Here is a 13,395-nt window from a genome sequence, read left to right as displayed (position 1 = left end):
TCACGCGTCGAGCTTGATGGCGCTTTCTTTCTTGATGGCGGTCCATTCCTCGTGCGACTTTCTCATCAGCGCGGCAAACTGGGTCGGCGTCAGCGGGGGGGCCACTTCCAGCCCGGTCGCGATCATCTGGTTCTGGAATTCGGTCGTGCTGGCGATGCGGCTGATCGCAGCATTGAGCTTGTCGATGACCGGCTGGGGTGTGCGGGTCGGCGCGAAGATGCCGCAGTAGGTTTCCGTCGTCATCCCAGGAATGCCCAATTCGACGAACGTCGGTAGGTCGGGCAGTGCCTTCCAACGATTCTTCCCGGACACGGCGAGTGGTCGAATGCGCCCATCCTTTCCAAACTGGACGGCGCTGGCGCTCGAAACGACCGCCGCATCGATACGGCCGCTCACCAGGTCGGGGAGCAAAGGCGTTTCGCCCTTGTAAGGCACGTGGTTGAGCTGGATGCCGGCGCCGCGCGCGAAGATTTCGCCGAAATAGTGCGAGCTCGACGCGTGTCCCGTGGTTGCAAAGTTCAGGGGCAGCTTGGATGCTTGCGCCTGCTTGATGAACTGGTCCAGAGTTTGAGCCTTGCCGGGTGGCACGGCCCAGACCGCAGGAATCTCGTAGAGGCGGTAGATCGGCGCAAAGTCCTTGAACGCGTCGTAGGTGACGTTCGGCAGCAGGATGGGATTGGTCACCAATGCGGTCATGTTGAGCAGCAGGGTGTATCCGTCCGGAGCGGCGCGGGCCACGAAGTTGGTGCCGATCAGCGAATTCGCGCCCGGCCGATTGTCGACCACCACGGGCTGCCCCAGCGACGCCTCGAGCGCCCGCGCTAGATTGCGGGCCACGGCATCGGTCTGGCCTCCCGCTGGAAACGGCAACACCAGTGTGATGGGCCTGGAAGGCCAGGGCGCCTCCTGAGCCAGCAAGCTGGGTGCCGCGGAAACCGATAGCAACGCCGTGAGCGCCGCACGCCTGTTGAACATGATTGTCTCCTTCTTCTGCTGATTGTTGGGTCAAGTGAAGCGCTGATTCCGTTCGGCCATGTCCAGCAGCAAAGCCGGGGGCTCGAAGCGTTCGCCGTAGCGCCGAGCAAGTTCGGACGCCCGCATTGCGAAGTCGCGCAGTCCGACCATGTTGACGAACTGCAAGACACCGCCGGTCCAGCGCGGAAAGCCGATTCCAAGGACCGAACCGATGTTGGCGTCGCGTGCGCTGTCGATGACGCCTTCCTGCATGATCCGGATTGCTTCGATCGCCTGCACGTAGAGAATGCGGTCGCGCAAGTCCTGCATCGGAATGGCGACGCCCGTCCTGCCGAATTCGGCGTCCAGGCCCGGCCAAAGCCGCTTGGGTTCGCCTTCCGGGTAGTCATAGAAGCCGCCCCCACTGGCGCGCCCGGGGCGCCCCAGCCCTTCGGCCATGCGTTCGATGACGGCCCAGCCGGGATGCGACGGGAACGATTTGCCTTCGGCCGCCAGGTCCGCTTCGGCCTGGCGTTTGACCGACAGGCTGAGTGCCATGGAGGTCTCGTCCATCACCGACAGCGGGCCGACAGGCATGCCAACGCCCAGCGCCGCGTTCTCGACCTGTGCCGCCGGCACGCCCTCGCCGAGCATGGCTGCCCCCTCTTTGGTGAAGGTCCCGAACACGCGGCTGGTGAAGAAGCCTCGGGAGTCGTTCACGACGATGGGCGTCTTGCCGATCTGCTTGACGTAGTCGAGTGCCCGGGCCAGCGTCTCGGGGGAGGTCTTCTGCCCCTTGATGACCTCGACCAGCGGCATGCGGTCCACCGGAGAGAAGAAATGCAGGCCGATGAATCGCTCTGGATGCGCGCTGGCTTGCGCCAGGCCGCTGATGGGCAGCGTGGATGTGTTGGAAGCGAAGATGCCGCCTTCGCCCAGTCGAGGCTCGGCCTCGGCCGTCACCTGCGCCTTCAGTTCGCGCTTCTCGAACACGGCCTCGATGATCAGTTCGCAGCCCGCGAGGTCGGCAGCGTCCGCTGTGGGGGTGATGGTCTGCAGGATCTGGTCGCGTCGGGCCTCGGTCATCGCGCCCTTGGCGATTCGCTTCGCCAACAGCTTCTCGCTGTGGGCCTTGCCTTTGCTTGCCTGCTCCGCCGAAACATCCTTCAGGACCGTGGCGATGCCGTGCGTTGCGTTGGCGAAGGCGATGCCGGCGCCCATCATGCCGGCGCCGAGAACGCCCACGCGTTGGAAGGTGGCGGGCGGCACGCCTTCGGGCCTTCCCTTGCCCGCCTTGATCTCGTTCATCTGGAAGAAGAAGGTGGTGATCAGGTTCTTCGCCACCGGCCCGGTGGCAAGCCCGACGAAATGGCGGCTTTCGATTCGACTGGCAGTGTCGAAGTCCACCACCGCGCCTTCCACTGCGGCAGACAAGATGGCCAGGGGGGCGGGGTAGCAGCCGCGCGTCTTCTTCACGAGGAGGACGGGCGCCGTACGCAGGAAGGCCAGTGCGGCGGGCGCTTGCGCGGTCGAACCGGGCAGGCGCCAGCCCTTCTGGTCCCAGGGCTGGGCAGGCTCCGGGTGATCGAGGATCCACTGCCGCGCCAGCCGCATCAGTTCCGCCTGGTCCGGCGCGAGTCCGTCCAGGAGCTTCAGTTCGAGAGCGCGTGCAGGCGCGAAAGTGCTGCCGTCGGTCAGCAGGGGAACGGCCGCCTCCAGGCCGAGCATCCGAACCAGGCGCACGACACCGCCGCCGCCGGGCAGCAGGCCCAGGCCGGCCTCCGGCAGACCCAGCGTCACGGATGGGTGGTCGAGTGCGAACCGTGCATGGCATGCAAGGCACAGCTCGAAGCCGCCGCCGAGTGCCGCGCCGTTGATGGTTGCGACGACCGGCTTGCCCAGCCTTTCGATGCGGCGCATCGAGGCCTTCATGGATTCGGCGCGTGCGAAGAGCTCGGCCTTCTGGTCTGCGCTTGCGGCCAGGAGGCTGTTGAGGTCGCCGCCGGCAAAGAAGGTCTTCTTCGCCGATGTCAGGATGACGCCGGCAATCGACTCGCGCTCCGCCTCGAGCCGTGCCGCCATGGCCGCATAGTCGGCACGGAACGCCCCGTTCATGGTGTTGGCGGACTGGCCCGGCATGTCGATCGTCAAGGTGACGATGTCGTCGGTGTCTTTTTGGTAGTGGATGCTGCTCATGCGGTCCTCACACTCGTTCAATGATGGTGGCGATGCCCATGCCGCCGGCGACGCAGAGCGTGATGAGGCCGCGGCGCAGATTGCGTCGTTCGAGCTCGTCGAGCAGGGTGCCGACCAGCATGGCGCCCGTAGCGCCCAACGGGTGGCCCATGGCGATGGCGCCGCCGTTCACGTTGACCTTCTCCGGGTCGACCTGCATCTCCTGGAGGAAGCGAAGAACCACGGAGGAAAACGCCTCGTTGATCTCGATGAGGTCGATGTCCTCGATGCGCAAGCCGGCCTTCTTCAGCGCCAGGCGGCTGGCTGGCGCGGGGCCCGCCAGCATCAATGTCGGTTCGGTCCCGACCACAGCGACGGAGACGACACGGGCGCGCGGCTTCAGCCCCAGATCGCGGCCTTTGTCTTCGGAGCCGATCAAGAGCAGTGACGCACCGTCGACGATGCCCGAGGAGTTGCCGCCGGTGTGCACATGGCGGATGCGATCCAGCTCCGGGTATTTCATCTGGGCGAGCGCATCGAAGCCGCCCAACTCGCCCATGGCCTGGAACGAAGGTTTGAGCTGGCCCAGCTTCTCGACCGAGCTGTCCGGCCGGATCAGCTCATCCTCCGACAGGATGGTGAGGCCGTTGGCATCTCGTACGGGCTCCAGCGATTTGGAGAAGTAGCCATTGGCGCGGGCATGGGCCGCGCGCTGTTGGGAGCGCACGGCGTATTGGTCGACGTCTTCGCGGGTGTGCCCGTCCAAGGTTGCGAGCAGGTCTGCGGCGACGCCGGTCGGGACCGGCTTGAGCTGAAACACCATCTCAGGCTTGGTGTCTCGCGGGCCGGGCGCTCCCCCCATTGCGATACGCGACATCGATTCGACGCCGCCGGCCACGATCAGGTCTTCCCATCCGGAGCGCACCTTCTGGGCGGCAATGTTCATGGCCTCCAGGCCCGAACCACAGTAGCGGTCGAGCTGCACGCCGGGAACCTGCCAGTCCCAACCCGCGCGAAGTGCGGCGGTCTTTGCAATGCATCCGCCTTGCTCGCCGTAGGGCATCACACACCCGATCAACGCATCCTCGATTTGCGAGGTGTCAATGCCGGTGCGGCGTTCCATCGCCTTCATGAGTCCGGCGAGCAGGTCGACGGGATTTACTTCGAAGAGGGCGCCGTCCTGGCGTCCCTTGCCGCGCGGCGTGCGCAGCGCGTCGTAGATGAATGCTTCCTTCATGGACGTACTTCCGTTTGAATGGGTTGAGAGATGGGGACTGGCGCGAGCGCGTCGCCGGACGCATCGCCCAGGCGCATGCCGCCGTCGCAGTCCAGGACCGTTCCGGTGACATAGCGGGACGCATCGCTCGCCAGGAAGAGAGCGGCACCGGTGATGTCATCGAGGCTGCCGAATTCACGCAGCGGCAGGCGGGCCTTGATGGCGCGCTCCCGTTCGGGGGTGGCGGCAAGCTTCTGCATCCCGGCCGTCCCCGCGATCGGGCCCGGTGAAAGCGCGTTGACGCGCACGCCCGCGGGCCCCCATTCCATGGCCAGGCAGCGGACCGTCATGTTGATGCCGGCCTTGGCTGCGTTGGCATGCACCTGGAACAGACCGGGAACCGATCCGCCTGGAGCGGAGATGGAGATCAATGACGCGCCCGGCTTGCGCAGGTGGTCGAAGCCAGCCCTCAGGACGTTGAAGTTGCCGATCAGATCGATGTCGATCACGGTCTTGAAGCCGTTGGCCGAAAGATTGGCGGCGCCAGCGTGAAAGTTCCCAGCCGCGCCCGATACCACGATATCGAGTGGGCCAAAGCGTTCCACCGCACGGCGAACCACCGCTTCGACGGCGTCGTAGTTGCGAACGTCGGCGGCGCACGCGAGCACTTGCAAGCCCTCGGCCTCCAATTGGCGGGCCGCGTCGGAGATCCTCTGCTCGTCGCGGCTGAGGATGGCCAGACGCGCTCCCGCAGCGCCAAGGCGCCGCGCGATGGCCAGATTGATGCCGCCGGATGCCCCGGCAACAAGAGCGACCTTGCCTCGCAGCAAGTCTGGACGGAAATCTGAAATCAAGGCGCCCTACGGATAATGGTTGAACCGTTGGAATATCGCGGAGAGCGTGTCGGCCTGTCAAGAAGAATTGTATTGGTTGAACCAACGTGCGAATGACATTAGTATCGGCCTGGCGCAGACGCCGCACTGCGAATCAAAAGAAGAGACGAATGCCATGACGACTGAGACGATCCCGTCCCCTTTCTGGCCCAAGGGGCTGCCTGCGACCTTGCAGGTTCCGGAAACCACGCTGGTTGCCAATCTTGAAATCGCGGCCAGGCGCTACCCGCGCAAGGTGGCCTATTCCGTGTACGGGCATCGCACGACTTTCGGCGAGCTTTGGCGCGACGCCCAGCGCCTGGCGGCCTGGTTACAGCAGCGATGCGGCGTCAGGCGCGGAGACCGGGTGATCCTGAGTGCGCAAAGCTCCACTCAGTTCGTCACGGCCTACCACGCCATCCAACGCGCCGATGCCATCGTGGTGCCGATCAACCCGATGAACCTGTCCGAAGAGTTCAAGCATGTCGCACAGGATTGCGGGGCGCGCGTGGCGATCGTCGCCCAGGAGCTGTGTCCGCGCTTGGAGCCGCTGATGGGGCAGGAGATCGACCAGGCCATCGTCTTCGCCTACAGCGAAGGACTGGAGAATCTGGAGCCAGATACTCCGGACTGGTTCGCCGCATGCTCAGCGACGGTTGATCATCCGCGTGTGACCCGGTGGACCGAGGCTCTGGCAGCAGGTCTCGAGCCGGCGCCCGCCGCGTCGGGCCCGGATGACCTGTGTCTGATCGCATACACCTCGGGCACAACCGCTCGTCCGAAGGGCTGCACGCACACCCATCGATCGCTCATGACGGGCGCGGTCACCGCGGCAATCTGGCGTGAAGATACGGCCGAGACCCGGTTCTTCGGCGCATCGCCGATGTTCCACATGCTCGGTCTCCAGGCCATGGTCAACACCACCACCTATCTGGCGGCGACAGTGGTTCTGTTGCCGCGATGGGACGCCTGGCGCGCAGCACGATTGATGGCGCAGCAGCGCGTCAACCGTTGGGGCGCCGCTCCGCCGATGCTCCTCGACTTGCTTGCCTTGCCCGATCTGCCTTCGAACGCGCTGCAAAGCCTGAAAGTCATCACCGGCGGTGGCGCGGCGCTGCCCGAGGCGGTGAACGAGCGTCTGTCCAATCAACTCGGAATCCTGTACATGGAGGGCTACGGGATGACAGAAACCGCGGCGATGCTGCTGGCCAATCCGTTCCAGAACAGCAAGCGCCAGTGCCTGGGCATCCCGACGTTCGGAGTCCATGCCATGGTCGTGGACCCGGCCACGTTGGAGCCCTACCCGGCCGGCAAGACGCCTGAAAGTGGCGAGCTCTGGGTCTCCGGCGACCAGGTGTCCCCGGGCTATTGGCATGACGACCAAGCGAACCAGGCCTCCTTCGTGATCCGCGATGGAAAGCGGTGGCTGCGCACCGGCGACCTGGTGGTACGCGACGAGGACGGCTACCACTTCCTGGTCGATCGTCTCAAACGGATGATCAATGTCGGCGGCTACAAGGTGTGGCCTTCGGAGGTGGAATCGTTGATCCATCGCCACCCCGACATTCAGGAAGCATGCGTGATCGCCGTGCCGCATCCAACCCGTGGCGAACAGGTTCGCGCGGTCGTGGTCCTTCGTGACGGAGCGAAGCTCGAATCCCAGGAATTGGTCGAGTGGGCACATGGCCAGATGGCGACCTACAAGTGCCCGAAGGAAGTGGAATTTGTCGACCGCCTGCCGCGCTCCGGCACGGGAAAGATCGACTGGCGCGGCCTGCAGGAGTCGCGCCGCGCTGCCGCCTGATCCCCGTCGCATCACAACACACAAGGAAGACCCAACATGCGCACGTCATCGTGGATGACCCCTGAACTGGAGACGCTGCAAGACAGCGCGCGCCGCTTCTATGAAGCGGAACTTGTCCCTCACGAGGAGCGGTGGTCGCGTCAACAGGTGGTTGACCGGGAAGTCTGGTTCAAGGCTGGCGCCGCGGGCTTGCTGTGCCCCGCCATCTCGGAGGACTACGGTGGCGCGGGCGGGAACTTCAAGCACGAGATGGTGCTCTTCTCGGAGCAGGCCCGAATGCTATGCCCGGGACTCGGGAATGCGTTGCACAGCGGCATCGTGGCGCACTACATCGAAAACTTCGCCAGCGAAGCGCAAAAGCGCGAGTGGCTGCCGAAGATGGCCACCGGCGAGCTTGTCGGGGGGCTTGCGATGACAGAGCCTGGCACCGGCTCCGATCTGCAGAGCATCCGCACGACGGCTCGCAGGGATGGTGACGACTATGTGATCAATGGGGCAAAGACCTACATCACCAATGGCAGCACCGCGAACTTGGTGTGTCTGGTGCTGAAGACCGATCCGTCCCAGGGCGCCCGCGGCATCTCGATCGTGGTGGTCGAGACCGACAAGGTGCAGGGCTTTCGCAGAGGGAGAACGCTGGCGAAAGTCGGTTTGCATTCGCAGGACACTGCGGAGCTCTTCTTCGACGAGATGCGCGTACCCCGAGCCAACCTGTTGGGCCCGGAGGAAGGGCAGGGCTTTCGTCAGCTCATGAAGGAGCTGAGTCGCGAGCGCGTCATCACTGCCGCGGTGGCCCTGGCCTGCATGGAACGCGCGATCGACGAGACGCTGGCATTCGCGGCCGACCGCAAGGTGTTCGGCCAAGCGCTGATTTCGATGCAGAACACCCGGTTCAAACTCGCCGAGTGCGAAACCAAGGCCGTGCTGGCGCGTGCCTTGGTCGATCAGTGCGTGGAGAAGCTGACCGACGGCGTGCTGGACGGCGGCACTGCCGCAATGGCCAAGTGGTGGGTGACGGAGGCATGCGGACAGGTAGTGGACGAGTGCGTCCAGTTGTATGGCGGCGCCGGCTACATGCTCGAGTACCCGATCGCTCGTCTCTACCAGAATGTCCGGATCCACCGCATCCTGGCAGGAACCAACGAGATCATGAAGGAACTGATCGCGCGCGAACTCGAGAAGCGGGTGCGCTGACTGAAACTGTGGGAGGCGGACCAGCTGGTGCTCGCGCGACGGCTGGGTCCACGCCGCTCACAGGATTGCCGACGCGGCGGCCAGACGCTCCCGGCATTGGGCCATCATGCGGTCCAGCAGTTCCTTGCAGCTGGGGATGTCGTCGATCAGGCCCACCACCTGACCGGCCCACACCACGCCATCGTCGATCGCGCCGCTGGAGAGCGTGGCGCGCCCCCGGGCGCCGGCTACCAGAGGGCGCAGCTGTTCGAAACTGCAGCCGCCTGGTCGACGCTCCAGCGATACGACTTCCTCGGAGATGGCATTGGCCAGAACGCGCGCGGTGTTGCGCAGTGTGCGAAACATGAGGCGGGTGTCGGTTTCCTTCGCGGAGATCAGCGCCTGCTTGATGCCCTCATGCACGGGCGCCTCACGCGTGGCGACGAATCGGGTCCCCATGTTCACGCCCTGCGCGCCCAGGGTCAGCGCAGCGGCCATGCCGCGGCCATCGGCGATGCCCCCGGAGGCGATGACCGGGATACTCAAGGCGGCAGTGGCTGCGGGAATCAGCACCAGGCCGGGCACGTCATCCTCGCCCGGATGGCCCGCGCATTCGAAGCCGTCGATGCTCACGATATGCACGCCGCGCCGTTCCGCCGCACGCGCATGTCGAACCGAGGTGCATTTGTGGATCACCACCAGTCCTGCGCCTATGAGCTTTTCGAAAACTTCGGCCGGCACGTTGCCCGCCGTTTCCACAACGCGAACGCCGTGGCGGATGATGGTGTCGAAGATCTCCGCATAGGGAGGCGGTGTCACGGTGCGCAGCATGGTGACGTTGACGGCAAAGGGCTGATCCGTCATGGACCGGCAGCGGTCGATCTCCTGACCCAGGGCTTCCGGCGTGGCTTGCGTCAGGGCGCTGAGTGTTCCAAGGCCGCCGGCATTGGAGACGGCCGAAGCCATCTCCGCCGTGCCGACCCACTGCATCCCGCCCTGAACGATCGGGTATCGAATACCGAGCAACTCGGCAACGGCGTTCTTCATGGCCTGAATCTCACTCCAGCTTGATGTTGTTCTCGCGCACAATCTTTCCCCACCGCTGCAGATCGGAAGCGACGGTCTGGGCGAACTCGGTGTTGGAGCTGCCCATCGGCACGAAGCCCATGTCCCGGATCTTCGCTTGGACTTCGGGCATGGCAACGATGCGTGCGATTTCCTGAACGTACTTGTCGACGATGGGTGCAGGCGTCCCGGCCGGCAGGAACACGCCGCCCCAGCCGGGCAGGTTGATGTCGGGGTAGCCCGCCTCGGCGAAGGTCGGCACATTGGGGAACTCCTTCAGCCGCTGCGGACTTGCAACGCCGATGAGCTTGACCTTTCCTGCGCTGAGCTGGCGCGCATAGAAGCCGACCGAGCCGTAGGCCAGTTGAATCTCGCCGCTGGCAAGGTCTGTGAACGAAGGCGCTTCGCCCTTGTAGGCGACATGCTTGATCTGGATGCCTGCTGCCTTGTTGAGGCCTTCGCCGATGAGATGCCCGCCCGAGCCCGTGCCGTAGCTGCCGAAGCTCAGCTTGTCCGGGTCCGCCTTGGCGAGCTTGACGACGCCAGCCAGGTCGTTGGCCGGCAAGGACGCGTTCGCGGCCAGCGCGATGGGGAACGACGCCACCATGGAGACTGGAGCGAAGTCGCCGGCCTTGTACTGGGGATTCGGGTGCATCACCAGGTTCTGCACGAAACCGCTGATGGTGAACAAGACCGTGTATCCATCCGCGGGAGCACGTGCCACGGCGGTGGTGGCAAGAAGGGTATTGGCGCCCGGCTTCGGGTCGACGATCACCTGCTGGCCCCACGCCTGGCCCATCTTCTCGGCCACGATGCGCGCAAGAAGATCCAGGTTGCCGCCGGGCGAGGTGGGTATGACGAAGCGAATGGGTTTGCTCGGGAACGGCGCTGTCTGTGCCTGTGCGGCCGTGGTGCCGCCTATCATCAGGGCGCAGGAGGTCGCGAGCAGGGCGCGACGGCGCAGCGAGAGGGTTGTCATCTTGTCTCCAGGTTTGCAGTTGATGGTCTGGTGCTGGGTGGTCGCCCGGCTCTTGCTGTGTCGAGCGCGGCTGCGGCGGTCACCAGGTGGGCTTGACGACGCCGTCGCCAAAGGGCTCGTCGCGGCGGCGAACCGCCTCTTTGAAGCCCAGTTCGGCAACGTCGGCATCGAACTCTTTCTTCGCGCGGGTGAGGTGCGCCCGGCTGTCCATCTCCGCGGCGAGGCGCGCCAGCGTACCGGCGCCGGCAAGCTCCAGCGCAATGTTGACTATCCGCTTGTTCGTCGCGAGAAGTTCAGGGTCGATCGTTGCCAGGCGCTGCGCCAGCGAAGCCACTTCTTCTTCGAGCCGCTCGGGAGGGACACTTGCCACGACCAGGCCGATCTTGGCGGCGTCACGGCCTGCAATCAGGTCGCCGCTCAGAAGCAGGCGCTTGGCCCATTGAGGTCCGACGTTGTAGAACCACATGTGATTGGGCGGCGAACCCATCGCGCGTGTCGCCGGGAAGCCGATTCGCGCGTCGTCGGCTGCAATGACCATGTCGCAGTAGAGCGCGAGGTCGGTTCCTCCGGCCAGGCAATGGCCGTGGACCTTGGCGATGACCGGCTTGTGAATCGCGAATGCGGTGCGCATCAACTCCTGGAAGCGCTCGAGCTTCCAGGCATCGTCGTCGAAGGAGCCATTGCCCGTACGGTATGCGCCAACGTCGCCGGCTTCGTCGGCATACCGTGCGTACGCGGAGTGCATGTCATAGCCGGCGCAAAAATCCTTGCCGGCACCTTCGAGGACGATCACGCTGACGCTTTTCAGGTCGTCGGCTTCAAGGAGAGCGGACCGCATCTCCAACAGCATGTCCCACGACAAGGCGTTGCGCCGGGCTGGGTGATTGAGCGCTACGCGGGCCACCCGCTCATTGATCGCCAGCGAGACAAACTCGCTGGATCGCATCCACTTGGGCATCAGGACTCCTGTCGCTAGCGATTGGTCAAAATATCGATGGTTGAACCATTATGCAAATGATGGGGCCGGAAGTCAATCCGGTTGAGTCAGGCCTGGAAAGCAAAACGCCCGGCACTGGACCGGGCGTGTGGCTTGAAGGTGTGGATGGCGTCAGGTGATGTGTGCCGACGGCAAGTCGACTGCGCGAATCAGGCGTGTCTCCTGGGCAGTTATCAGATGCCCCGAGGCCGCGAGATAGGCCGGGAAGGCAGGGTGTGCGTCGCGTGCGCGGCTGCGCTGCTCGTAGTCGGCCAGATCGTCGTATGCCCAGAGATGGACGAACTGGTTTTGCGGACCGACCAGGCTGGTGTAGAAGCCGAGCGGATGTCCCAAGGTCTCCATGAGGACCGGCATCGCGAGTCGGTTGAAGACGTCCAGGAACTCTGGCATCTTGCGCAGCGCGATGGTGTAGATGCGATGGTCGATGATCGACTTCGGCGAAGGCATCATGTGCTTGCAGGCATGTTGACGATGTGTTTTGCCGTGACATAGCCAAACGCCATGTTGGGCCCGTGCGTGATGCCTGCGCCGGGATAGTTGCCCCCCATCACGCTGGCGCGGTCGTTTCCTACCGCATAGAGCCCGGCCACGCTGCTGCCGTCGCGCCGCAGCACTTCACCTTCGACGCTTGTCGTGAGCCCATCGAAGGTGCCGAGATCGCCCATGAACACCTTGATGGCATAGAAGGGGCCTTTGTCGATGGGCGCCACGCAGGGATTGGGCTTTTGATCGGGGTCTGCAAGATAGCGGTTGAACGAGGTGGTGCCGCGGCCGAAGGCAGGATCTTCGCCGTTGACCGCGTCGCGGTTGTATTCGCGCACCGTCTGTTCCAGGCCCGCCGCGTCGATGCCCGCTGCACGTGCGAGATCGCCCACCGTCTTGCCTTCAAAGAGATAGCCATTGCGGATGAAACGTCCAATGGGCATCGGCGCGGGCTTGACAAAGCCGAGGCCGTACTTGGAGAGCGCGCTGCGGTCGCAGACGAGCCACATGGCGGTTTCGCGCAGTTGCTCGCAAGCCTTGATCATCGCTGCCCCGACATCGTGGTAGGAGTTCGACTCGTTGGTGAATCGATGGCCGTTTGACAGCACGCCGATCACGCCGGGCTTGTACCGGTCAAGGAGATGCGGGAAGACGCCGACCTCTCCGTTGCCGTAGGGGACCTTGGTCACTGGCATCCATGCGGCGGGTTGGCTGAAGTGGATGTCCACGAAGCCACCGACCGATTCCGCCATCGACACGCCGTCGCCGGTATTGCCCTCCGGGGTGGGAGAAACATGCTCGTGACCGCGTTGGAGATGAGGATACGCCTGGGTGATCCGCTTGATGTCGTGCGGAAACCCACCACATGCCAATACGACGCCCCTTCGGGCGGTGAGCGTGCGTTCGCCATCGGCCGTTGCAGCGACGACGCCCGTCACGCGTTCGCCTTCCGTCAGGAGTCGACGCACGGGCGAACTTGTCATGATGGGAATGCCAAGATCCAAGGCAGACTTGGCTAGCCGTGCCGCCAACGCGTTGCCGCTGGTCACCTGCACCGCGCGCCGGTAGAGAGCCAACTCCTTGATGTGATTGGCCAGTCGTTTGGCAACGTACAAGAATGAAGTGAGCGACTTGGTGGCGCGGAAGAAATGCTTCAGATCGGCATTGGACGAGTTGAACATCATGCCGATGAACGTGATTGACTTCAGTGGCGGCTTGAGCCGCTCCATGTCCTTGCCGAGACCGCGAATGTCGTACGGTGCCGCCAAGATCGAGCGGCCGACGTCCACACCGCCGGGCGCGGTCGGGTGGTAGTCGGGATAGAGCGTCGGAACGAACTTCATTTCGGTCTCGCGCTCGAAGAAATCCACCATCTCGGGGCCTGCCTGAATGAATGCGCGCACGGCGTCTTCATCGTAGAACTTGCCCGACTCGCTCATCAGGAAGGTCCGTACTGCCTCGAGGTTGTCTTGCGGGTTCTGTTTGCGCCCATGGTGGTTCAGCGGAATCCAGAGTACGCCCCCGGAGAGCGCGGTCGTTCCACCGAAGACGGGCTCCTTCTCCAGGACCACGACGTCGAGTCCGAGCTTGCGGGCGGTGATGGCGCACGACAAGCCGGCAGCGCCGGAGCCGACAACGATGAGGTCAAAGGTCAGATCTTGGGGCATGGCAGCGGAG

Annotated in this window: 11 protein-coding genes; 2 read left to right on the top strand and 9 right to left on the bottom strand. The window is 64.3% G+C overall.

Going from position 1 to position 13,395, the window contains the following annotated elements; translation table 11 throughout:
• The 4 genes from QTI68_RS09765 to QTI68_RS09750 are packed head-to-tail and all read right to left on the bottom strand — an operon-like array spanning nucleotide 1 to nucleotide 5,199.
• Nucleotides 1–975 carry a Bug family tripartite tricarboxylate transporter substrate binding protein gene (locus QTI68_RS09765; protein WP_286521224.1) on the bottom strand — a complete coding sequence of 325 codons (975 nt, stop codon included), beginning with the start codon at nucleotides 973–975 and terminating at the stop codon, nucleotides 1–3.
• A gap of 30 nt (nucleotides 976–1,005) precedes the next feature.
• On the bottom strand, nucleotides 1,006–3,150 hold the full coding sequence (locus tag QTI68_RS09760) for a 3-hydroxyacyl-CoA dehydrogenase NAD-binding domain-containing protein (protein ID WP_286521223.1): 2,145 nt from the start codon (nucleotides 3,148–3,150) through the stop codon (nucleotides 1,006–1,008).
• Nucleotides 3,151–3,157: 7 nt separating this feature from the next.
• Nucleotides 3,158–4,366, bottom strand: coding sequence for an acetyl-CoA C-acetyltransferase (locus QTI68_RS09755; protein ID WP_286521222.1), 1,209 nt, complete (start codon nucleotides 4,364–4,366; stop codon nucleotides 3,158–3,160).
• Entirely contained in the window at nucleotides 4,363–5,199 is an 837-nt protein-coding gene (locus tag QTI68_RS09750) for an SDR family oxidoreductase (protein ID WP_286521220.1), read from the bottom strand. The genes QTI68_RS09755 and QTI68_RS09750 overlap by 4 nt, the downstream gene beginning before the upstream one ends.
• A 154-nt stretch (nucleotides 5,200–5,353) precedes the next feature.
• Between QTI68_RS09750 and QTI68_RS09745 the strand changes: the two genes are divergently transcribed.
• Nucleotides 5,354–7,021, top strand: a complete 1,668-nt coding sequence (locus QTI68_RS09745) for a long-chain-fatty-acid--CoA ligase (protein ID WP_286521219.1) — start codon at nucleotides 5,354–5,356, stop codon at nucleotides 7,019–7,021.
• 36 nt (nucleotides 7,022–7,057) lie between these two features.
• Entirely contained in the window at nucleotides 7,058–8,215 is a 1,158-nt protein-coding gene (locus QTI68_RS09740) for an acyl-CoA dehydrogenase family protein (protein ID WP_286521217.1), read from the top strand.
• Between the two features lie 57 nt (nucleotides 8,216–8,272).
• On the opposite strand, the gene QTI68_RS09735 is transcribed toward QTI68_RS09740, so the two are convergent.
• The 5 genes from QTI68_RS09735 to QTI68_RS09715 all read right to left on the bottom strand — a co-directional run bounded on the left by QTI68_RS09735 (nucleotide 8,273) and on the right by QTI68_RS09715 (nucleotide 13,385).
• Nucleotides 8,273–9,241, bottom strand: a complete 969-nt coding sequence (locus tag QTI68_RS09735; RefSeq protein ID WP_286521215.1) for an NAD(P)H-dependent flavin oxidoreductase — start codon at nucleotides 9,239–9,241, stop codon at nucleotides 8,273–8,275.
• A 10-nt stretch (nucleotides 9,242–9,251) separates the two neighbouring features.
• The gene (locus tag QTI68_RS09730; RefSeq protein WP_286521213.1) at nucleotides 9,252–10,406 is read right to left on the bottom strand and encodes a Bug family tripartite tricarboxylate transporter substrate binding protein; all 1,155 of its coding nucleotides are present in this window, start codon (nucleotides 10,404–10,406) and stop codon (nucleotides 9,252–9,254) included.
• Nucleotides 10,318–11,196: a crotonase/enoyl-CoA hydratase family protein gene (locus QTI68_RS09725; RefSeq protein ID WP_286521211.1), complete on the bottom strand. Its 879-nt coding sequence runs from the start codon at nucleotides 11,194–11,196 to the stop codon at nucleotides 10,318–10,320. The genes QTI68_RS09730 and QTI68_RS09725 overlap by 89 nt, the downstream gene beginning before the upstream one ends.
• Nucleotides 11,197–11,346: 150 nt before the next feature.
• Nucleotides 11,347–11,685, bottom strand: coding sequence for an NIPSNAP family protein (locus QTI68_RS09720; protein WP_286521210.1), 339 nt, complete (start codon nucleotides 11,683–11,685; stop codon nucleotides 11,347–11,349).
• Nucleotides 11,682–13,385, bottom strand: a complete 1,704-nt coding sequence (locus QTI68_RS09715) for an FAD-dependent oxidoreductase (protein WP_286521209.1) — start codon at nucleotides 13,383–13,385, stop codon at nucleotides 11,682–11,684. Before QTI68_RS09715 ends, QTI68_RS09720 begins: the two co-directional genes overlap by 4 nt.
• Nucleotides 13,386–13,395 lie beyond the last annotated feature (10 nt).

Source organism: Variovorax sp. J31P207 (genome assembly GCF_030316965.1).
Lineage (GTDB): Bacteria > Pseudomonadota > Gammaproteobacteria > Burkholderiales > Burkholderiaceae_C > Variovorax > Variovorax ginsengisoli_B.
This window is presented reverse-complemented; position numbering and strand designations above follow the sequence as displayed.

Excerpts from the sequence above, each read along its gene's own strand:
- QTI68_RS09715 (WP_286521209.1), bottom strand. The coding sequence starts at position 13,385 with ATGCCCCAAGATCTGACCTTTGACCTCATCGTTGTCGGCTCCGGCGCT.
- QTI68_RS09735 (WP_286521215.1), bottom strand. The coding sequence starts at position 9,241 with ATGAAGAACGCCGTTGCCGAGTTGCTCGGTATTCGATACCCGATCGTT.
- QTI68_RS09740 (WP_286521217.1), top strand. The coding sequence starts at position 7,058 with ATGCGCACGTCATCGTGGATGACCCCTGAACTGGAGACGCTGCAAGAC.
- QTI68_RS09730 (WP_286521213.1), bottom strand. The coding sequence starts at position 10,406 with ATGCCGACGTTGCCGAACTGGGCTTCAAAGAGGCGGTTCGCCGCCGCG.
- QTI68_RS09745 (WP_286521219.1), top strand. The coding sequence starts at position 5,354 with ATGACGACTGAGACGATCCCGTCCCCTTTCTGGCCCAAGGGGCTGCCT.
- QTI68_RS09720 (WP_286521210.1), bottom strand. The coding sequence starts at position 11,685 with ATGATGCCTTCGCCGAAGTCGATCATCGACCATCGCATCTACACCATC.
- QTI68_RS09725 (WP_286521211.1), bottom strand. The coding sequence starts at position 11,196 with ATGCCCAAGTGGATGCGATCCAGCGAGTTTGTCTCGCTGGCGATCAAT.
- QTI68_RS09760 (WP_286521223.1), bottom strand. The coding sequence starts at position 3,150 with ATGAGCAGCATCCACTACCAAAAAGACACCGACGACATCGTCACCTTG.
- QTI68_RS09755 (WP_286521222.1), bottom strand. The coding sequence starts at position 4,366 with ATGAAGGAAGCATTCATCTACGACGCGCTGCGCACGCCGCGCGGCAAG.
- QTI68_RS09765 (WP_286521224.1), bottom strand. The coding sequence starts at position 975 with ATGTTCAACAGGCGTGCGGCGCTCACGGCGTTGCTATCGGTTTCCGCG.